The sequence below is a fragment of the Bartonella tamiae Th239 genome (assembly GCF_000278275.1).
Taxonomy (GTDB): Bacteria; Pseudomonadota; Alphaproteobacteria; order Rhizobiales; family Rhizobiaceae; genus Bartonella; species Bartonella tamiae.
Map to the genome: position 1 here is coordinate 1,480,300 of NZ_JH725147.1, position 20,625 is coordinate 1,500,924.

The window sequence follows — 20,625 nt, forward strand, 5'->3', positions numbered from 1 at the left end:
TTCTGATGACTGACTTGACAAAGTTAACACTACAACAAGCTCGTGATGCCCTCGCAAAAGGGGATATTAAAGCAATTGAATTGACAGAGGCCTACCTTCAAACAATCGAACAGTCTAATTCTAAGTTGAAAGCTTATGTTAGTGTTACTGCCGATAAAGCGCGTATAATGGCAAATAATTCTCAAGCCAAGCTTGATAAAAAAGAAGCAGGCGCATTAGAAGGAATTCCTCTTGGTGTAAAAGATTTGTTTGCAACTTTTGATATTCATACACAGGCTTGTTCGCATATATTGGATGGATTTAAGCCGAAATATGAATCAACCGTGACACAAAACCTTTGGTCAGATGGCGCTGTTTTGTTGGGGAAACTTAATATGGATGAATTTGCCATGGGCTCATCCAATGAAACGTCTTATTACGGAGCCGCCATTAACCCTTGGCGTGAAAATGATTCGCAAAGACCTCTTGTAACGGGTGGTTCTTCAGGTGGCTCGGCGGGAGCGGTTGCTGCACATTTATGTCTTGGGGCAACTGCGACTGATACTGGTGGATCGATACGTCAGCCCGCCGCATTTACAGGAACTGTAGGTATAAAACCAACTTATGGACGCTGTTCTCGTTGGGGTACTATCGCTTATGCTTCATCGTTAGATCAAGCAGGCCCTATAGCTCGAACTGTTCGTGATAGCGCTATTTTATTGAAGTCTATGGCATCTTTCGATGAAAAAGATTCGACCTCAATCGACCAATCTGTAAGCAATTATGAAGAGTATATCGGAAAGTCAATAAAAGGCTTTAAAATTGGTATTCCGAAAGAATATCGTGTAGATGAGATGCCTGAAGAAATTTCTGCTCTTTGGCAAAAAGGCATTAATTGGTTGCGTGATGCAGGGGCAGAAATTGTAGATATTTCCTTACCTCATACGCAATATGCATTGCCTGCATATTATATTGTGGCATCAGCTGAAGCTTCATCTAATTTAGCGCGCTATGACGGCGTGCGTTACGGATTGCGTGTACAAGGTAAAGATATTATCGATATGTATGAAAATACGCGCTCTGAAGGGTTCGGTGATGAAGTTAAGCGCCGCATTTTAATGGGGACTTATGTTTTATCTGCGGGTTATTATGATGCGTATTATTTAAGAGCGCAAAAGGTTAGAACTTTAATTAAAAAAGATTTCGATCAATCATTTGAATCTGGTGTTGATATGATCTTAACTCCAGCAACGCCTAGTGCTGCTTTTGCAATTGGCGATGAATCATTGAAAAACGATCCCGTTGCTATGTATCTCAATGATATTTTCACTATTACTGTTAATATGGCCGGATTGCCTGCAATTTCAGTTCCAGCAGGATTATCCGAAAAAGGCTTGCCTTTGTCTCTTCAATTGATTGGAAGGCCTTTTGATGAACAAACATTGTTTCAAACAGCACATGTAATTGAGCAATCAGCTGGGCACTTTATACCCAAAAAATGGTGGTAAAGTCTTGCTGTTCACATTAAATGTGAACAGCAATTTATTTTAAAATTACCAAAAGTTTTTAAATTACCAAGAGCCAGTATTTTCCATTGATGCCCACGGTTCTTTAGGTGCAAGTCGTTCACCCTTTTGTAGAATTTCAATAGAAATTCCATCAGGTGACTTCACAAATGCCATATGTCCATCACGTGGAGGTCTGTTAATATTAATACCAGCATCGGATAATTTTTGGCAAATTGCGTAAATATCATCAACTTGATATGCTAGATGTCCAAAATTACGTCCACCAGAATATTTTTCTTTATCCCAATTATAGGTAAGTTCTAACTCAGGAGCTTTATGATTCTTTGCCGTATCAACATCTTCGTCAGCAGCAAGATAGACAAGTGTAAAGCGTCCTTTTTCATTTTCAATGCGGCGTGTTTCTTTTAATCCAAAGATCGTGCAATAAAATTCCATTGATTTATCAAGATCTTCTACTCTAACCATTGTGTGCAAATAACGCATTGTGACCTCTTCATTTAAGTTTTGTATCTGGTTTGATTTTAGCTCTTTTTTAAATAATTCTAAATGACCATTTAGAATACTCACAAGGATTTTATAAAGTTTTTTACGACAATATGGGGAAATCTTTTGTAGACACTTGCGTGTTTGTACGTGATCACTGTTTACTCTTAAAAAGAGAATCATGTCAATCAAATGACATAATAAAGCATAGTCATTAAAAAGTTGAATCATGACTTTTTACATTGATGGGATTAGGCGGATTATGGTGAGCAAGGAAAAATCGCAAGACTATCTTTTGTCTCAAGATAGCTCTGATCTTAAAAAAGATGCACTTGACACCAATGACGTCATTGAAGTGAGTGGTGCGATTAAATGGTTTGATGTTAGCAAAGGATATGGTTTTATTGTACCAGACATTGCCAATTTGGGTGATATTTTGCTTCATATCACAGTTATGAGAAAAGATGGTTTTCAAACTGCGCTTGAAGGCGCACGTATAGTTTGTTTCGTTAAAAATGGCGAACGTGGTTTACAAAGCATAAAAGTTAAATCTATTGATTTATCAACTGCTATTCATCCATCACAAATTCCTGCAAAAACTCATGTGGTTGTTACTGCTGAAAGTGGTCTAGAGCGTGCTATTGTCAAATGGTTTAATCGTGAAAAAGGTTTTGGGTTTTTAACGCGTGGAGAAGGAACTGATGATATCTTCATTCATATGGAAACCTTGCGCCGATTTGGGTTAGCGGATTTGCGTCCTGGACAAGTTGTGCTTGTACGTTATGGACATGGTGAAAAAGGTATTATGGCTGCGGAGATTCATCCTGATATTGCAACACCCTTTTCAACGCATTAAAGTCTTTAATTTGACTTAATACATGTTGTTTCCTATGTGAACTTTTAGGGATTGTATCAAATTTTATAACAGGCGAATGCATATGCGCTTAATTTTTTGGTTTATTTTAGGTTTTGTAATTTTTGGTTTTTCACCTTCGCTCGCACAAGAACCAATGCATCTTCCTATTGATGCAAAGCCTTTAGTCATTACTACACCTAAAGGAAAATTTTCCTATGATCTAGAAATTGCTTTCACATCAGAGGAATCTGCTGCGGGGTTAATGTATCGTATAGATTTTCCTAAAAATAGAGCAATGTTGTTTAAATTTTCTAATATGCGAGTCATTGATATGTGGATGGCCAATACGCCTCTTCCATTAGATATGCTCTTTATTAATGAAAAAGGAAAAATCGTTGCCATTGCTGAAAATACAGTACCTTATTCCACTGATATCGTATCTTCCGGTGTTCCTGCAGCTTTTACAATTGAACTGAATGCAGGTGAAGTCAATGATAAACAAATAAAAGAAAACCAATATGTTGACCATCCTGCTATTTGTAATCCTTGTGAGGTGACACAACAATGAGCGTTGAAGATGTTGAATATTTTGATCATGATGGTTTTAAACTCGCGTTTCGCCAAAATGGAGATGGTGACCCAATTTTATTAATTCATGGCTTTGCGTCTTCTTCACTCATTAATTGGTATTCACCCGGGTGGTTTCGTACTTTAAATGAAGCGGGATACCGTGTGATTGCAATTGATAATCGAGGTCACGGACTTTCAGATAAAAGCCATGATCCGTCGGTTTATCTTCCTGAATTTATGGCAAATGATGCTTTAGCATTGCTGAATTATTTAGGAATAAATAAATCCCATGTTATGGGATATTCTATGGGTGCACGTATTAGTGCATTTATGTGTTTACACTCTCCTAGTCTAGTAAAAAATGTTATTTTTGGTGGTTTGGGTATCGGAATGGTGACTGGGGCAGGGCATTGGGAGCCTGTTGCCAAGGCATTATTAGCAGAAAATATTGAAACCATTGATGATCCTCGTGGTCTGATGTTTCGTAAATTCGCTGATAGAACGAAAAGTGATAAACAAGCATTGGCGGCTTGTGTCATAACATCAAAAAAAGAGCTTACTGCTGAGCAGGTTCATTCAATCAAACAGCCGGCCCTTGTTGCGGTTGGATCATTAGATGAAATATCAGGTGAGGCAGAACCATTAACTGCGTTACTGCCTCATGGTGAAACACTTGTTATTCCTAATCGAGACCATATGTTGGCTGTTGGGGATCCCATATATAAAAAGGGTGTCATTGAGTTCCTATCAAAACATCCCTTATAAATTTAAGAATATTACTAAAGGAGATACAAAGTGTCTGCGATTGAACATGAAACGGTTGATCGTGATCATATTTCAGTATGGACACAGATTAAAAATGAAGCGCTAAGCGCCAGCCAAGCAGATCCAGCTCTTTCTCCATTTTTTCAAGATGCAATTCATAAGCATGAAAACTTAAGCCAAATGATTGCTGGTCGTGTTGCTGCACGGTTATGGACACGAGAGTTAAGTGAAGAAAGATTATTTCAAATTTTTGTTGAGCAAACAAATAATATTCAGGACTTTGAAGCAAGGTTAATTGCTGACATATTAGCCGTATATGATCGCGATCCCGCCTGTCATCGCATGGTTGAACCAGTACTTTATTTAAAGGGCTTTTTAGCTATACAAGCGCATCGTTTTGCACATAGTTTATGGCATAAGGGGAGAAAAGATTTAGCATTGTTTTTACAAGGTAGATCCTCATCTGTTTTTCAGACTGATATTCACCCTGCAGCTGTATTTGGAAAGGGTATTTTTCTTGATCACGCAACGGGATTTGTTGTTGGAGAAACGGCTAATATCGGTAATAATGTATCAATATTGCAAGATGTCACACTTGGTGGAACAGGAAAAGGAAGTGGCGATAGACATCCAAAAATTCGTTGTGGCGTTCTAATTGGAGCTGGTGCAAAGGTTCTTGGAAATATTGAAGTGGGAGATTGTGCAAAAATTGCTGCTGGCTCGGTTGTATTAAAGCCCGTTCCAGCAAATGCAACCGTTGCAGGTGTACCAGCAAAAATGATCGGTGAATCATATAATGAAAAACCTGCTTTAAGCATGAATCAAAATTTAGAAGAATGAAATAAAACGCCTTAACTTCTTTACATCAGCGATAGAGTATCTTATCAGGCATACATATCTTAAGAAATTAACGAATTAGGAGAAAGCCATGAATCCAGAAGAAATTAAAAAGCTTGATTCCTATTTTAAGCGCGTTTTTCAAAATCTTTCACTACACGTTAAAGCACGTCCACGTAAAGATGACTCGTGCGAAGTTTATCTAGGAGATGAATTTTTAGGAATTGTTTATCGTGATGAAGATGAAGGTGAATTGTCCTATAATTTTTCAATGGCCATACTTGATATTGATCTTGACGAATAGAAAATAGAAAATACAAATATAGTGTAACAAATAAGTTATTAGACACTTTTTTCATTTAGATAAGTTTCAATGACCGAAAGCTGCTATATCCATTTCTTGCAATAATGATGTGATCATGTATTGCAATGCCTAAAGCATTTGCCACATCTTTAAGTCTGTGGGTCATCGAAATATCTTCTTGCGAGGGAGTGGGATCTCCTGAGGGATGGTTATGAACAAGAATAATCGCAGAAGCTGAAAGTTGTATTGCACGTCGTACAACCTCTCTTGGGTAAACAGGTGTATGATCAACAGTTCCCGTTTGTTGTATTTCATCGGCAATGAGTCCATTCTTTTTGTCAAGAAATAAAATCCGAAACTGTTCACGTGTTTCATGTGCCATTGCTGCTTTACAATATGCAATGACTTTATCCCATGATGAAAATACATCTCTTTTTCTAAGCTCTGAACGATTAACACGTTCAGCAATCCCTGCGATTATTTTCAAATCTTTAGCAACAGCTTCACCACAACCCTCAACTTCTAGTAAAAGAAAATAATCTGCTCCAAGAACATCAGCAAGACTTCCAAAACGTTTTATCAATGCTTTGGCAAGCGGTTTTGTATCTGCGCGTGGTATGGAACGAAACAGTAATAGCTCAAGATATTCATAATCGGCTAAACCAATGCCGTGGGTCTCAAAATAACGATTTCTTAACCGATCGCGATGACCCTTATGAGGAGAAATTATTGTGCTTTTCTTACTCGATAATTTTTTATTTATTTGATAATTTAATTCGCTTTCTTTTGCATTAAAATCTGCTGACAAAGAAAAGGACCCGCTTTCAGCAAAGGCATTTTTATTGCGGTTTTTCTTCATATTGATATAACCTTTTAAATGTTCCGATTTGGTACAAAAAAAGTATTTTTAGGAGAAAGTGTAAATATTTCACATCCGTTTTTCGTGACAGCTAAGGTATGTTCATATTGGGCAGTCAGAGAACGATCGCGTGTCACTGCCGTCCAACCATCATTTAATACTTTTACACCAGGTTTACCCAAATTTATCATCGGTTCAATCGTAAACATCATACCTTCACGCAATTGAATACCGTCACCAGGTCGACCGAAATGGAGAATATTTGGTGCATCATGGAACAATTGTCCAATGCCATGCCCGCAAAAATCTTGAACGACAGAACAACGTTCAAATTCAGCGTAGTTTTGTATCGCCGCACCGATATCTCCCGTCGTTGCACCCGGTTTTACAGCTGCAATACCACGCATTAAGCTTTCATGTGTAACTTCAAGGAGACGTTCTGCTGCACGTTTAATCTGACCGACTGGATACATACGACTGGTATCACCGTGCCAGCCATCTAAAATAAAAGTGACATCGACATTAACAATATCACCATCTTTTAAAGCTTTATTATCTGGAATACCATGACACACAACATGATTAATTGATGTGCAGCAAGAATGAGTATATCCACGATAATTTAAATCTGCAGGAAGTGCACCTCGATCTGCACCAAAGGCAAAAACAAAATCATCAATTTCTTGGGTTGTTGTCCCAGGTTTAATAATTTCCACCAAAGCGTCAAGACATTCAGCGGCTATGCGTCCTACTTTGCGCATTCCTGCAAAAGCTTCTTCATCGAACAAACGGATTTGTCCATTTTGTTTTGGGAGTGCTTTTTTATAATCGACGTAATTGGTCATGTATTTTTCTGTTCTCTATTGTGGTTATTGTTGTATTGGTTTTAGTTTTTGTATCGTTAATATTTCAAATTCTCTTTCAAATTATATATCATCATGCTCGATACATTCATTTTTTTTAATGTTCATAGCGAAATAATCTCATAACTATTTCCTCATGCCAATAATTAAAATCAACATATATGACTTTTGAATAAAAATTTTACCATGAGCTTGTTTTTAGATTTGTCTTTTAAGATCGTCATAAAAATATCATTTGTAAATAAATTCAGTTTTATTCTATCTGTGTTAATGCCTTTTTTATTGATCATACTTAAGGAAGAGCAAAATAAGAATTATGAAATAACGGATTGAAACATGGCAGGCACAAATAAAAAACAAAAAAATATAGAAAATGGTCCTGTAATTATTTTGGTAGAACCGCAATTGCCTGAAAATATTGGTATGGTAGCTCGAGCAATGGCAAATTTTGGGCTTTCTGAATTGCGTTTGGTCAACCCACGCGAAAAATTTCCTAATGCAAAAGCTACAGCCGCTGCAAGTAAAGCGGATCATATTATTGAAAAAACCAAATTATATGAAAATTTACGAGATGCCATAAGTGATATGCATTATGTTTTCGCAACAACTGCACGTGAACGGGATAGTTTTAAACCTGTTAAAAGCGCTGTGGAAGCTGCGCATTATTTGCGTTTACTTGCAGAAAAAAAACAAAAAACGGCAATACTATTTGGTCGTGAACGCTGGGGACTCAAAAATGAAGAAATAAGCTTGGCAGATGAAATCGTAACATTCCCAGTCAATCCAGCTTTTGCTTCGCTTAATATTGCACAAGCGGTATTATTGATGTCCTATGAATGGATGAAATCTGGTTTTGACGTTGCATCAGAAACAGTTTTTCGTGCTCCTTTAATGCCAACATCACAAAAAGAAACATTGCACAGTTTTTTCAATCAAATCGAAAATGCACTGGATATACGTGGTTATTTTCGACCAAAAGAACGTAAAAAAGTGATGGTTGAAAATTTACGCTCGGTATTAACACGTGCACAATTTAGCGAAGCGGAAGTTCGCTTGTTGCGTGGTGTTATTTCATCATTAGATCATTTTTCACCAAAACTTCCTCGTGGATCGGGTGCACCTGAAACCAGAAAACGCAAAATTCAACATAATAACGAACATGAATAAAAGACCTATTTTATTTTTTGATAGTGGCATTGGCGGTTTAACGGTTTTACGCGAAGCCCGAATTCTTATGCCTGAAAAACGTTTTGTTTATGTTGCTGATGATGCCCATTTTCCTTATGGTGCATGGAGTGAAGAGAATTTAACAAAACATATTCTTTCTCTATTTCATATTTTGATAGAAAAATATTCACCAATTTTATGTGTTATTGCATGTAATACAGCATCGACAGTTGTCTTAAGTGAATTACGTCAAACATTTCCTTCTATTCTTTTTGTCGGAACTGTCCCCGCGATTAAGCCTGCCGCTGAACAAACCCTTTCAGGGCTTATAACGGTATTAGCAACAACTGGCACAGTTAAAAGAGCCTATACGCGCGCACTTATACAATCATTTGCAAATCAATGTGATGTCCAATTGGTAGGCAGCGAAAAATTGGCAAACTGCGCTGAGCTTTATTTACGCGGTGTTCCTTTAGACAAAAAAACTCTAAAAGATGAAATTGAACCATGTTTTATTCATAAAAAAAATAAAAAAACTGATATTATAGTCCTAGCGTGTACACATTTTCCATTTTTAATTCATTCATTTCGAAAAATTGCACCTTGGCCTGTCGATTGGATCGATCCTGCTGAAGCCATTGCAAAACGCGTAAAATCGTTACTGATGAAAAATGAAAGAGAAAACACTTTATTTCATCATGAAGATCTGGCTTATTTCACCTCTCACCATAATGATTATGCGACAATACGTTTGCTTTATGGCTTTGGTTTGAAATGCGATTGGTGCGCTTGACTTTTGAAATAAAGAAAATTATTAAGACATCTTGTATCAAGATTGTCTTATACAAATTCATTAAACGTGTCCCGTGTACAATCGTGCAAAGCGTGCGCTGATTGTTCTGTCAGTCTTTTGTTTAAAAAGACAGAGGAGGGTGCGTTTCCTTAAAGGTAAGATTTCTTATCTTTTTATTTTTGAGAAGGAAATGCGATGAGCAAGCGCGAATCTGCAAAATATAAAATTGACCGACGTATGGGTGAAAATATTTGGGGTCGACCAAAATCTCCAGTTAATCGTCGTGAGTATGGACCCGGTCAACACGGACAACGCCGTAAAGGTAAACTTTCTGACTATGGTGTTCAGCTTCGTGCAAAACAAAAGCTTAAAGGCTTTTATGGCGATATTTCTGAAAAACAATTTCGTAAAACTTATGAAGAAGCAATTAGACGTCGTGGTGATACTGGCGAAAATCTCATTGGACTTTTAGAATCACGTCTTGACGCAATTGTCTATCGTTCAAAATTTGTTCCAACTATTTTTGCTGCACGCCAGTTTATAAACCATGGACATGTGAATGTTAATGGTAAGCGGACAAATATTCAATCTTATCGTTGTAAAGCCGGTGATGTGATTGAAGTCCGTGAAAAATCCAAACAGTTAGTCCTTGTTCTCGAAGCAACACAATTGGCTGAACGTGATGTACCAGATTATATCGACGCTGATCATAATAAGATGGTTGCGACATATTCACGAGTTCCTTCATTTTCTGACGTTCCTTATGCTGTGCAGATGGAACCAAATCTGGTTGTCGAATTCTATTCACGTTAAACATTTTGAATCGTGATGATCTATACAGGGAGCTCACGCTCCCTGTTTTTGTTTGTAAGAAATTTAATGTTTGAAGGGAAAAAACATGAATGCATCGTTTGATGTAAATGCTCTTGTTGATGGATGCCATCCAATGTTTTATGATGTTCCTTCAACAGTTGAATTTAATAAATTGCGTAAACGTATTTTAAGACATGTTCGGCAAGCTTTTGAAGATTTTTCAATGATAAAGCCCGGTGAGAAATGGCTTATAGCTTTATCAGGTGGCAAAGATTCCTATGGTTTGCTAGCTATTTTACTAGACCTTAAGTGGCGTGGTTTTCTGCCTGTTGATCTTTTGGCATGTAACCTTGATCAAGGACAACCAAATTTTCCCAAACATATATTGCCAAATTATCTTGAAAAATATGATATTCCATATCGTATTGAATATCAGGACACTTATTCTGTTGTTACGGATAAACTTACTGAAAGTCAGACTTATTGTTCACTTTGTTCACGTTTGCGTCGTGGACATCTTTACCGTGTTGCACGTGAAGAAAATTGTTCTACATTAATCTTAGGTCATCATCGTGATGATGCATTGGAAACTTTTTTTATGAATCTTTTTCATGGTGGACGTCTTGCTGCAATGCCTGGAAAACTTTTAAATGATGAAGGTGATATTACAGTATTGCGTCCTCTGATTTATACGGCAGAAGAAGATATGGAAAAATTTTCACAGGCAATGAATTTTCCTATCATTCCCTGTAATTTATGTGGAAGCCAAGATGGTTTACAACGCAACATAATGAAAGCAATGTTAAGCGAAATTGAAAAAAAGATGCCTGGACGTAAAGACACGATGATACGTGCTTTAACAAATGTACGTCCAAGTCATCTACTTGATAATAAGCTTTTTGATTTCAATTCTTTATAAAATTTCATTTTTAATAAAATATATCAAAGATTAATACCCCAAAAAGTTTAATCTTTTTTCGGTATATTGTCGTTATTAATTAAATGGACTGATTGGTTAAACAAACGTCCGTTTTCAGCAATAAGAACTAAAATCACTGCAACACTTCCTAAAATGAAAAAGCCTGCAGCTATAGGAATTGTTGACCCATTAAATTGTTGACCAATAATAAATCCAAGTCCAGCACCAAGTACCGTTTGTAGAAATCCAAAAACAGACGAGGCTGTGCCTGCAACTTTGCCTAATGGTTCCATAGCAAGAGAATTAAAATTAGCGCCCATACCACCGAATGAAAACATAATGATAGTGAATAAAATCATATAAAAAACAAAGGGGATATTTCCACCAGCAATTATAGACCAAATAAACCAGATAAAAGATGCAAAGCAAAATATCATCAATAAAACGTGAGAAATGCGCCGCATACCATATTTTCCGACAAAACGTGCATTCAGAAATGCTGATAACGCTTGAAATGTTGCAACAGTTGCAAATGCTAAAGGAAACCAAACACCTAATCCATAAATGCCATTATAAATTTGTTCTGCCGTATTTAACGCAGCAAAAAGGCTACCAAGCAACACAGAAAAGGCTAGCGTATAACACAAAGCTGCCCGATTAGATATAACAACCCATAGTCCTGTTCCAACAGAAGAAAATGTCAAAGGACGCTTTTCATAGAGTGTTTCAGGAAGACGAAAATAAACCCAAAAAGTTATGATTACACCCGCAACTGCCATAAAAAGAAATATGAGTTGCCAGTGTTCAAATATCATAATTGCTTGACCTGTAGCGGGGGCAATAATTGGAACGATCATAAAAACCATCATCACGATGGACATGACTTCAGCCATTTTTCGTCCATCATAAATATCTCGAACAATCGAAACCGTTAATACGCGAGTTGCTGCGGCCCCAACACCTTGAATGGCACGTAATACTAAGAGACCCGCAAAACTTGGAGCAAATGCGCAAGCTGCTGAAGCTATCGAATACAATATTAAACTTATTATGATTGGTATACGACGCCCAAATCGATCACTTATAGGACCCAAAAATACCTGTGAAAATCCAAAGCCAACAAGATAACAAAAAATAATATAATGGTGATCATTAACGCCAGTCACATTAAGACTTCGCTTAATTTCTCCCATAGCCGGTAACATGATATCAATCGCAATGGCATTGGTTGCCATTAAAACTGCAATCATAATGACAAACTCTATATAACCAAGTCGGGCTTTTACCGAATTTATGTGATTTTGCTCAGAAGATAATTGTGACATTAGAATCCTCAAAATGAAAAAAGGCCGATCTAAGATCGGCGCTTTTCATTCATAATATTATTTGTAAATAATTTCATGTTATAAGTGTATTAGACTGTTTTAACAGTAATTCCATTTTCTTCAAGTAACTTTTGCAGTTCACCTTCTTGAAACATTTCTCTGATTATATCACAACCACCAACAAATTCACCTTTTACATAAAGTTGCGGTATTGTTGGCCAGTTGGAATAATCTTTAATTCCTTGACGCAATTCATCTGACGTTAAAACATTGATCCCTTTATAATCAAGTTCTAAGTAATCAAGTATTTGAACGACTTGGCCTGAAAAACCACATTGTGGGAATCCGGGCGTGCCTTTCATAAATACAACAACGTCATGAGATTTGACTTCATTATCAATAAATTCACGGGCGGCACTCATGTTTTTTTCCTTTCATCCCTCTCATTATAATTTTTCTTCAACCTTATAACTAATTATGCTTTTCCAATACTTATCACAAGAGCACTAAAATTATTTTTTAATCAGGAACACTGGTTTGTAAGGCAAGCGCATGTAAAATACCGCCCATATTTCCTTGAAGAGCATCATAAACCATTTTATGTTGTTGAACACGATTTTTACCTCGAAAGCTTTCCGAGATAACTTCAGCAGCGTAATGTTCTCCATCACCAGCTAAATCACGTATCGTAACGATGGCATCAGGTATGCCTTCCCGAATGAGTTTTTCAATAGCATGCGCTTCCATAGCCATAAATACTCTCCTATTTAAATTATTTTTGATTGATAGTGCGATACAATTTATTCGGCATCCATATAGTTTGGAAACCATTTTTCATAGGAATCTATTAGTTCTGATATGGAAAGATTAAAATAATGTTCAACTTGGAAAGAATCACCTTTGACTTTTCCCATATTTGAATAAGTAATATTATTTTTTTGTGCTTCTTCTTTAAACGTGGACAAATTGTTGGCCTTGATTGCAACAATGTAACGCGACTGGTCTTCTCCAAACAATTCTGCATGTGGAGGCGTTTTTCCTGATAATTTTATATGTACACCTTTACCTGAGTGAATCACCATATCTGCTAAAGCAAGAGCAAAACCACCATCCGATAAATCATGACATGCATTCACTAAACCTGATTGAATCAAATGCCGCACAAATACACCATGTTTTTTTTCGAGAGCAAGATCAACACAAGGTGCAGTGCCTTCATTTTTATGCAAAATATCTCGTAAATAAACGGATTGCCCAAGATGAGATCCACATGCACCAATCAATATAATTATATCTTCATCTTGCATTGCATCGATTTTTGCCATTTGGGTCCAATCAGACAACAATCCAACTCCTGCCATTGTTGGAGTTGGTAATATAGCCTCACCATGTGTCTCATTGTAAAGTGAAACATTACCTGAAACAATCGGAAAATCGAGGTCTTTACAAGCTTCAGCAATGCCTTTAATCGCAAAAACCAGTTGTCCCATAATTTCAGGTTTTTCAGGATTACCAAAATTAAGATTATCACTAGAAGCAAGAGGAGTAGCACCCGTGGCACAGATGTTGCGCCAACATTCTGCAACGGCTTGTTTGCCTCCTTCATAGGGATCAGCCTCACAATAGCGCGGTGTCACATCAGAAGAAAAAGCCAATGCTTTATGTGCATGACCATCAACACGAATAACACCAGCATCACCGCCTGGTTTTACTAAACTATTCCCCTGAATTAGCGTATCATACTGTTCATAAACCCAACGCCGTGAGCTGTTATCAGGGGAATGAAGAATATTTAGTAATGCTTTTCCAAGATCATCGACCTGCTGTACCTTTTCATTAGATAGATCTTCAAATGTTTTTGGTTCAACCCATGGGCGATCATATTCAGGCGCTTCATCACCTAAATCCTTAATAGGAAGATTGGCAACTTCTATACCTTGATGAAAGACACGAAACCTTAAATCATCTGTTGTTTTTCCAACTACAGCAAAATCCAAGCCCCATTTATGAAAAATATCTTCGGCTTTATCCTTTAACTCAGGTTTTAAAACCATCAACATGCGTTCTTGGCTTTCTGAAAGCATCATTTCATAAGCCGACATATTATCTTCACGCACGGGAACTTGATCAAGGTTAAGTTCAATACCTAAATCACCTTTTGCTCCCATTTCAACAGCTGAGCAGGTAAGACCAGCTGCGCCCATATCTTGAATCGCAATGACAGCACCTGAAGCCATTAATTCTAAACAAGCTTCTAAAAGACATTTTTCTGTAAATGGATCACCAACTTGAACAGTAGGACGTTTTTCTTCAATCGTATCATCAAATTCTGCAGAGGCCATTGTGGCTCCACCGACACCGTCACGACCTGTTTTCGCTCCTAAATAGACTACAGGAAGGCCTACACCTTCTGCTTTCGAGTAAAAAATAGCGTCCGTTTTAGCAATTCCAGCTGCAAAAGCATTAACTAAAATATTGCCATTAAATCTTTTATCAAAATTAACTTCACCACCAACAGTTGGAACCCCAAAAGAGTTTCCATAACCACCAATACCAGAGACAACGCCTGAAACAAGATGTTTCGTGCGAGGATGGTTAGGATCACCAAAGCGCAAGGCATTCATTGCAGCAACAGGACGCGCTCCCATCGTAAAAACATCGCGCAAAATACCACCAATACCAGTCGCTGCTCCTTGATAAGGTTCAATAAAAGACGGATGGTTATGACTTTCCATTTTAAAAACGACGCAATCCCCATCACCTATATCAACAATACCAGCATTTTCACCTGGACCTTGAATGACGCATTTTCCTGTTGTTGGAAGCGTTTTTAACCATTTTTTCGACGATTTATAAGAACAATGTTCATTCCACATTGCTGAAAAAATACCGAGTTCTGTAAATGTCGGTGTACGGCCAACCAACTTTAAAATTCGCTCATATTCATCTTGCTTTAAACCATGAGCGGCAATGATTTCAGGGCTAATCACAATATCATTATTTACGCTCATTGATAAAATCTCCATCGAAATTTAAGATTTTGAACATCGATCATCACCTTTAACCCATCGTGTGAGGTCATTTGCAATATTTTTGCCAAGCGGGCTATGTAACAAAGGACCATAAGAACTGACAACCGTAGGATTTCCTTGTGCTTCAACAACAAGTAAAGGCCGTTGATCAGGATTTTCATAAGGCACTAAAAGGATACGCGGTCGTCCTGAATATGATTGTAATTCTGGAGCCAAACGGTATGAATGAAAAATATCCTTGTCATTTATGAACCAACATTTATTTGCTGTGAATGCAATATGCTCCATCGTTGTAAGCGGTGATTTTTGACTTGTTAATTCTATTTGACCAATATCCGATATGTTACAAGCATTTAAAAAAAACACCAAAAACAAAACAGGAATTACATTTAATCCATAAGTCTTCACGCAGCCACCCCTAAAGCGCCAGCAAACAAAGCCCGACCATCTTTTCCGCCATGCGCTGCATCAATCAAATTTTCAGGATGAGGCATTAAACCTAGGACATTACCATTTTCATTGGTAATTGCCGCAATATTATTGATAGAACCATTGGGATTGGTTCCTTCTATATATCGAAAAACAACCTGTCCATTTCCTTCAAGTCGTTTTAAAGTCTCTTCATCAGCAAAATAATTTCCATCATGATGTGCTACTGGACAACGTATAATTTGTTTGTGTGTATAACCGCGTGTAAAAGCTGTATGCGCATTGGTGACTTCTAGCTTTATTTCTCGACATACAAATTTTAAAGAAGCATTTCTCATTAAAGCGCCTTTTAAAACACCTGCCTCTAAAAGAATTTGAAATCCATTACATACGCCCATGACTTTAACGCCTTGTGCCGCTTTTTCTATAACTGCACGAATAACAGGCATTCGCGCGGCAATTGCACCACATCGTAAATAATCTCCATAGGAAAAACCACCGGGAATAACAATCAAATCAACATCAGGGATTGTTGTTTCTGTTTGCCAGATTTGCAATGGCTTAATACCCGTTATTTCATGTAACGCAGTAATCATATCACGATCACGATTGAGTCCAGGTAATTGAATAACGGCTGTTTTCATGGCAAAATTCACCTAAAGTATATCAATATGATAGTTTTCAATAACTGTATTGGCTAATAATTGTTCACACATCATAGTAAGTTGTTCATGTGCTTTTTCTTTTGGCATGTCATCTAAAATGATATGAAATACTTTTCCTTGCCTTATCGATTGCACATGTTGAAACGCCAAACTTTGCAAAGCATCGCCGATTGCTTTTCCTTGTGGATCAAGAACACCATTTTTAAGAGTGACGCTAACTCTTGCTTCCATTTGTTTTTCCTCATTTATAATCATTCGTTAAGCCAAATGTTTTATCACTTTACAAGAACTGGTCCTGATGGACGAGGAGGCTCATTTTCATTCATAATTCCAAGACGACGCGCAACCTCCTGATAAGCTTCAACAAGCCCCCCCATATCACGACGAAAACGATCTTTATCCATTTTTTCTTTAGTATGAATATCCCATAAACGAGCAGAATCAGGTGAGATTTCATCCGCAAGAACAATACGCATTAAATCACCTTCCCATAAACGACCAAATTCCATTTTAAAATCAACAAGTTGAATACCCACACCTGTAAATAGGCCAGATAAGAAGTCGTTAATACGTATAGCAAGCTGCATAATATCTTCAAGTTCTTGCGGTGTTGCCCATCCAAAAGCAGTAATATGCTCATCTGAAACCATGGGGTCATCAAGTTCATCTTTTTTATAATAATATTCTATAAGAGCTTGCGGCAAAAGAGTTCCTTCAGCAATACCTAAGCGCTTTGAAAGCGAGCCTGCTGCAACATTACGAACTACAACTTCCAAAGGAACGATCTCAACTGCTTTTATGAGTTGTTCTCTCATATTCATACGCTTAATAAAATGTGTAGGAATTCCTAATCGATCCAATTGCATAAAAATATATTCAGAAATTCGATTGTTTAAAACGCCTTTTCCATCAATAATTTCATGTTTTTTGGCATTGAACGCAGTCGCGTCGTCTTTAAAAAACTGAATATATGTACCAGGTTCCGGACCCTCATAGAGGATTTTTGCCTTGCCTTCATAAATACGGTGGCGACGATTCATCTTGTCTCTCTATTTTAAAGATATATTGGAATTGTCTTATTTAGTAACCTAAAAGGGAATCATTCACAATGATTGCTTTCATTCTACACCGAATTTTTATATCGGGCATTTTTACTTTTTTACAGAATTAAAATATAATACTTAAAGACAGTAAAATAATGTGCATCATAACAATAGTAAAATAGGAGTAAATTTGATGGTTTCCATGAAAGAGCGTGAAGCGGCGTATGAAAAAAAATATGTCTTGGATGAAGAATTACGCTTTAAAGCTGATTCTTATCGTAATCGCCAGTTAGGATTATGGGCTGCAAAACAACTTGGTAAAACAGGTGAAGTAGCAGAAGATTTTGCCAAAAAAATTGTAATGATCGGTATTGAAAATGGACAAGAAGACGGTGTTGTTGCGACAATTTTAAATTCTTTTCACGAATCAAATCATCCAATGAATGAAAAAGAATTACGTGAAAAAATGGAACAATTTATGCAAGAAGCCTTATCGCATTTTCAAAGTATTAAATAAATCCATAAATGATAGTTTTTACTTTACCGAATGGCTTAAAAAGTTCCACTTAATGTTTGAAAAGATAATGAGTGCAATATTTACAATATTCTACTCATTACAAATTTGCTATAAATTGAGAAAAAACCATAAGCCCCTCAGGCCATGGGCCATGTCCTGAAGCAACATTTATATGGCCTGATTCTCCAGCATCTAAAAATAAGGCACCCCAATCATTTGCAATATTTTTTGCAACATTGAATTCACAATAATCATCATTTTGGCTTGCAATGACAAGTGAAGGAAATGGCAGTTTATTTGTTGGATAAGGACCAAAAGTCATCAAATGTTTTGGTCTAATGGCTGGATTAGCAACATCGGGCGGAGCCACTAAAAAAGCACCACTTATTTTCTTTGCAATGCGAGGAACAGCATGAATGACAGTAGGAACGCCCAAAGAATGAGCAATAATCACTATGGGCTTTTGTGCTACAGAGACAGCCTTTTCTAATTCATAGATCCAATCTTGCCGAACAGGTTTTGACCACTCTGCCTGTTCCACACGACGTGCAGTTGAAAGTTTACGCTCCCACCGTGTTTGCCAATGTTCAGGTCCTGAACCTGTATAACCAGGCACAATAAGAATATCGAGCTGATTTGCTTTCATTAAAATTCCTCAACGTTAGCATCGAAATTAACGTAATTATAATATGATTTGTTTACTGAACTGATAAAGAATATTATTCTCATTCATCAGCAAAAACACGTTGAAATATCGTATCAATATGCTTTGTATGGTATGCAAGATCAAATTTTTCACGTATATCATCTTCACTCAAAACATTACGAACATCTTTATCTGCAAGAAGTTCATCCAGAAAATCTTTGCCTTCTTCCCAAACCTTCATAGCGTTTTTTTGTACTAAACGATAAGCGTCTTCACGACTAACACCTGCTTGCGTTAATGCGAGTAAAACGCGCTGAGAATGAACCAAACCACGAAATTTATTCATGTTTTTTATCATCGTTTCAGGATAAACAAGCAATTTATCAATGACAGTGGTTAAACGAACAAGTGCAAAATCTAAGGTAATCGTTGCATCTGGACCGATAAAACGTTCAACGGAAGAATGAGAAATATCACGCTCATGCCACAAAGCTACATTTTCCATCGCTGGTATTGTGTAGGAGCGGACCATGCGTGAAAGACCAGTTAAATTTTCTGTTAAAACAGGATTACGCTTATGTGGCATGGCTGATGAACCTTTTTGCCCCGGAGAAAAATATTCTTCAGCTTCTAAAACTTCTGTTCGCTGAAGATGTCTAATCTCAACAGAAAGACGTTCTACACAAGATGCAATAACACCTAATGTTGCAAAAAACATTGCATGACGGTCACGCGGTATCACTTGTGTGGAGACTGGTTCCGGACGCATTCCTAAAGCTTTTGCAACATGCTCTTCAACGCGCGGATCAATATTTGCAAAAGTACCGACCGCACCAGATATCGCACAAGTTGCTATCTCTTCACGCGCTGCAACAAGACGGCTGCGACATCGAGAAAATTCGGCATAAGCCAAAGCTAATTTAACCCCAAATGTTGTTGGTTCAGCATGAATTCCATGACTACGGCCGATCGTAACTGTTTCTTTATGTTCAAAAGCGCGTTTTTTTAAAGCAACAAGAAGATCATCCAAATCTTTTATAAGCAGATCAGACGCCCGCATTAATTGAACATTGAGAGTTGTATCCAAAACATCTGAGGATGTCATACCCTGATGGACAAAGCGTGAATCAGGACCTATAAATTCAGCTAAATGAGTTAAAAAAGCAATGACATCATGCTTTGTCACAGCTTCAATTTCATCAATACGATCAACATTGAATTTTGCAGCTTTCCCTTTTTCCCAAATAGTCTTTGCAGATTCTTTTGGAATGACGCCAATCTCTGCAAGAGCATCACAAGCATGAGCTTCTATTTCAAACCAGATGCGATATTTCGTTTCTGGTGACCAAATAGCAACCATTTCGGAGCGAGAATAACGCGGTATCATAGTCTAAATCCTTATATTGCAAGATGAATAGCTTTACGTAAATCTTCAATGCGTTTTTTATAGATCTGTTTATCAGCATTTTTATAAATTGCAGAACCTGCAACAAAAACATTTGCGCCAGCTTTTGAAGTAACACCAATTGTGTCATTTGTGATGCCACCATCGACTTCAAGATCAATAGGGCGTTGACCAATTAGTGCGCGAATTTTTTTTATTTTTTCAACTGTTTCTTTAATAAAACTTTGCCCACCAAAACCGGGATTTACTGTCATAACCAATATAAGATCAACGTAATCCAATAAATAATCAATATGATGTTCAGAAGTACCTGGATTAAGAGCAATACCAGCTTTTTTCCCTAAGGCTTTAATTGCTTGTAAGGAACGATGAATATGCGGTGTCGTTTCTGCATGGATTGTAATAATATCACTGCCTGCTTTTGCAAAAGCCTCCAAATAAGGATCAACAGGTGAAATCATCAAATGAACATCAAAAATAGCAGATGTTAAAGGGCGAATAGCTTTTATAACCTCCGGACCAAATGTAATATTGGGTACAAAATGTCCATCCATCACATCAATATGAACCCAGTCAGCACCTGCTTCAATAACATCTGTGACTTCTTTTCCTAATTTTGAAAAATCAGATGCAAGTATGGAAGGGGCAATGATATCTTGTCGCGGCATTATTTTCTCCTGCTATCAGTGTCTCCTAACACGACACTCTCATAGATTAAACAAAAATTTAATGTGTTCCACATTGCAGGAAGGTTTTATTATAAGTAATAAAGATATTAAATGTCATTTTTACTAAATGGGCATTAAAGTGAATAAAGGCTATATTT

The 20,625-nt window shown here is 37.2% G+C and carries 25 protein-coding genes; 11 read left to right on the top strand and 14 right to left on the bottom strand.

Annotated elements, in window-relative coordinates; genetic code table 11:
- Positions 1-5: 5 nt before the first annotated feature.
- Entirely contained in the window at positions 6-1,487 is a 1,482-nt protein-coding gene (gene gatA / locus ME5_RS06660) for an Asp-tRNA(Asn)/Glu-tRNA(Gln) amidotransferase subunit GatA (protein ID WP_008039571.1), read from the top strand.
- Positions 1,488-1,550: 63 nt separating this feature from the next.
- Here the strand turns inward: gatA and gloA are convergent, their stop codons facing one another.
- Positions 1,551-1,991, bottom strand: a complete 441-nt coding sequence (gene gloA, locus ME5_RS06665) for a lactoylglutathione lyase (protein ID WP_035000194.1) — start codon at positions 1,989-1,991, stop codon at positions 1,551-1,553.
- A gap of 262 nt (positions 1,992-2,253) precedes the next feature.
- Here gloA and ME5_RS06670 point away from each other — a divergent pair, with 262 nt between their 5' ends.
- The 5 genes from ME5_RS06670 to ME5_RS06690 all read left to right on the top strand — a co-directional run bounded on the left by ME5_RS06670 (position 2,254) and on the right by ME5_RS06690 (position 5,323).
- The gene (locus ME5_RS06670; protein ID WP_008039576.1) at positions 2,254-2,847 is read left to right on the top strand and encodes a cold-shock protein; all 594 of its coding nucleotides are present in this window, start codon (positions 2,254-2,256) and stop codon (positions 2,845-2,847) included.
- A gap of 82 nt (positions 2,848-2,929) precedes the next feature.
- Positions 2,930-3,415: a DUF192 domain-containing protein gene (locus ME5_RS06675; RefSeq protein ID WP_008039578.1), complete on the top strand. Its 486-nt coding sequence runs from the start codon at positions 2,930-2,932 to the stop codon at positions 3,413-3,415.
- Complete coding sequence (locus ME5_RS06680) at positions 3,412-4,182, top strand: alpha/beta fold hydrolase (RefSeq protein WP_008039579.1); 771 nt, start codon at positions 3,412-3,414, stop codon at positions 4,180-4,182. The genes ME5_RS06675 and ME5_RS06680 overlap by 4 nt, the downstream gene beginning before the upstream one ends.
- Positions 4,183-4,212: 30 nt before the next feature.
- Complete coding sequence (gene cysE / locus ME5_RS06685) at positions 4,213-5,022, top strand: serine O-acetyltransferase (RefSeq protein ID WP_008039580.1); 810 nt, start codon at positions 4,213-4,215, stop codon at positions 5,020-5,022.
- An 88-nt stretch (positions 5,023-5,110) separates the two neighbouring features.
- On the top strand, positions 5,111-5,323 hold the full coding sequence (locus ME5_RS06690; protein WP_008039581.1) for a DUF3126 family protein: 213 nt from the start codon (positions 5,111-5,113) through the stop codon (positions 5,321-5,323).
- Between the two features lie 55 nt (positions 5,324-5,378).
- On the opposite strand, the gene radC is transcribed toward ME5_RS06690, so the two are convergent.
- Together radC and map are read right to left on the bottom strand one after the other, a co-directional pair.
- Complete coding sequence (radC, locus tag ME5_RS06695; protein ID WP_008039582.1) at positions 5,379-6,182, bottom strand: RadC family protein; 804 nt, start codon at positions 6,180-6,182, stop codon at positions 5,379-5,381.
- Between the two features lie 14 nt (positions 6,183-6,196).
- Positions 6,197-7,027: a type I methionyl aminopeptidase gene (gene map / locus ME5_RS06700; RefSeq protein ID WP_008039583.1), complete on the bottom strand. Its 831-nt coding sequence runs from the start codon at positions 7,025-7,027 to the stop codon at positions 6,197-6,199.
- A 354-nt stretch (positions 7,028-7,381) separates the two neighbouring features.
- Here map and ME5_RS06705 point away from each other — a divergent pair, with 354 nt between their 5' ends.
- The 4 genes from ME5_RS06705 (at position 7,382) to ttcA (ending at position 10,737) form a co-directional block, all read left to right on the top strand.
- On the top strand, positions 7,382-8,212 hold the full coding sequence (locus tag ME5_RS06705; RefSeq protein WP_008039585.1) for an RNA methyltransferase: 831 nt from the start codon (positions 7,382-7,384) through the stop codon (positions 8,210-8,212).
- Positions 8,205-9,005: a glutamate racemase gene (gene murI, locus ME5_RS06710; protein WP_008039587.1), complete on the top strand. Its 801-nt coding sequence runs from the start codon at positions 8,205-8,207 to the stop codon at positions 9,003-9,005. Before ME5_RS06705 ends, murI begins: the two co-directional genes overlap by 8 nt.
- A gap of 195 nt (positions 9,006-9,200) precedes the next feature.
- Positions 9,201-9,818, top strand: coding sequence for a 30S ribosomal protein S4 (rpsD, locus tag ME5_RS06715; protein ID WP_008039589.1), 618 nt, complete (start codon positions 9,201-9,203; stop codon positions 9,816-9,818).
- An 85-nt stretch (positions 9,819-9,903) separates the two neighbouring features.
- Positions 9,904-10,737 carry a tRNA 2-thiocytidine(32) synthetase TtcA gene (ttcA, locus tag ME5_RS06720; protein ID WP_008039590.1) on the top strand — a complete coding sequence of 278 codons (834 nt, stop codon included), beginning with the start codon at positions 9,904-9,906 and terminating at the stop codon, positions 10,735-10,737.
- A gap of 47 nt (positions 10,738-10,784) precedes the next feature.
- Here the strand turns inward: ttcA and ME5_RS06725 are convergent, their stop codons facing one another.
- The 8 genes from ME5_RS06725 to purC all read right to left on the bottom strand — a co-directional run bounded on the left by ME5_RS06725 (position 10,785) and on the right by purC (position 17,228).
- Complete coding sequence (locus ME5_RS06725) at positions 10,785-12,062, bottom strand: multidrug effflux MFS transporter (RefSeq protein ID WP_008039591.1); 1,278 nt, start codon at positions 12,060-12,062, stop codon at positions 10,785-10,787.
- A gap of 89 nt (positions 12,063-12,151) precedes the next feature.
- Positions 12,152-12,484 carry a Grx4 family monothiol glutaredoxin gene (gene grxD / locus ME5_RS06730; RefSeq protein ID WP_008039592.1) on the bottom strand — a complete coding sequence of 111 codons (333 nt, stop codon included), beginning with the start codon at positions 12,482-12,484 and terminating at the stop codon, positions 12,152-12,154.
- 97 nt (positions 12,485-12,581) lie between these two features.
- Positions 12,582-12,815 carry a BolA/IbaG family iron-sulfur metabolism protein gene (locus tag ME5_RS06735; protein ID WP_008039593.1) on the bottom strand — a complete coding sequence of 78 codons (234 nt, stop codon included), beginning with the start codon at positions 12,813-12,815 and terminating at the stop codon, positions 12,582-12,584.
- Between the two features lie 47 nt (positions 12,816-12,862).
- Positions 12,863-15,073: a phosphoribosylformylglycinamidine synthase subunit PurL gene (gene purL / locus ME5_RS06740; protein WP_008039594.1), complete on the bottom strand. Its 2,211-nt coding sequence runs from the start codon at positions 15,071-15,073 to the stop codon at positions 12,863-12,865.
- 21 nt (positions 15,074-15,094) lie between these two features.
- Positions 15,095-15,502, bottom strand: coding sequence for a hypothetical protein (locus ME5_RS06745; protein WP_008039601.1), 408 nt, complete (start codon positions 15,500-15,502; stop codon positions 15,095-15,097).
- Positions 15,499-16,167, bottom strand: coding sequence for a phosphoribosylformylglycinamidine synthase subunit PurQ (gene purQ / locus ME5_RS06750; protein ID WP_008039606.1), 669 nt, complete (start codon positions 16,165-16,167; stop codon positions 15,499-15,501). The genes ME5_RS06745 and purQ overlap by 4 nt, the downstream gene beginning before the upstream one ends.
- A 12-nt stretch (positions 16,168-16,179) precedes the next feature.
- Positions 16,180-16,419, bottom strand: coding sequence for a phosphoribosylformylglycinamidine synthase subunit PurS (purS, locus tag ME5_RS06755; RefSeq protein WP_008039608.1), 240 nt, complete (start codon positions 16,417-16,419; stop codon positions 16,180-16,182).
- A 44-nt stretch (positions 16,420-16,463) separates the two neighbouring features.
- Positions 16,464-17,228: a phosphoribosylaminoimidazolesuccinocarboxamide synthase gene (purC, locus tag ME5_RS06760; RefSeq protein WP_008039610.1), complete on the bottom strand. Its 765-nt coding sequence runs from the start codon at positions 17,226-17,228 to the stop codon at positions 16,464-16,466.
- A 196-nt stretch (positions 17,229-17,424) separates the two neighbouring features.
- On the opposite strand from purC, the gene ME5_RS06765 reads away from it, so the two are divergent.
- The gene (locus tag ME5_RS06765; protein WP_008039612.1) at positions 17,425-17,748 is read left to right on the top strand and encodes a DUF1476 domain-containing protein; all 324 of its coding nucleotides are present in this window, start codon (positions 17,425-17,427) and stop codon (positions 17,746-17,748) included.
- Positions 17,749-17,845: 97 nt separating this feature from the next.
- Here the strand turns inward: ME5_RS06765 and ME5_RS06770 are convergent, their stop codons facing one another.
- From ME5_RS06770 to rpe, 3 genes are all read right to left on the bottom strand, one after another.
- Positions 17,846-18,394, bottom strand: a complete 549-nt coding sequence (locus ME5_RS06770; RefSeq protein ID WP_008039614.1) for an alpha/beta hydrolase — start codon at positions 18,392-18,394, stop codon at positions 17,846-17,848.
- Positions 18,395-18,473: 79 nt separating this feature from the next.
- Positions 18,474-19,781 carry an adenylosuccinate lyase gene (gene purB, locus ME5_RS06775; protein ID WP_008039619.1) on the bottom strand — a complete coding sequence of 436 codons (1,308 nt, stop codon included), beginning with the start codon at positions 19,779-19,781 and terminating at the stop codon, positions 18,474-18,476.
- Between the two features lie 11 nt (positions 19,782-19,792).
- Entirely contained in the window at positions 19,793-20,467 is a 675-nt protein-coding gene (gene rpe, locus ME5_RS06780; protein WP_008039625.1) for a ribulose-phosphate 3-epimerase, read from the bottom strand.
- Positions 20,468-20,625 lie beyond the last annotated feature (158 nt).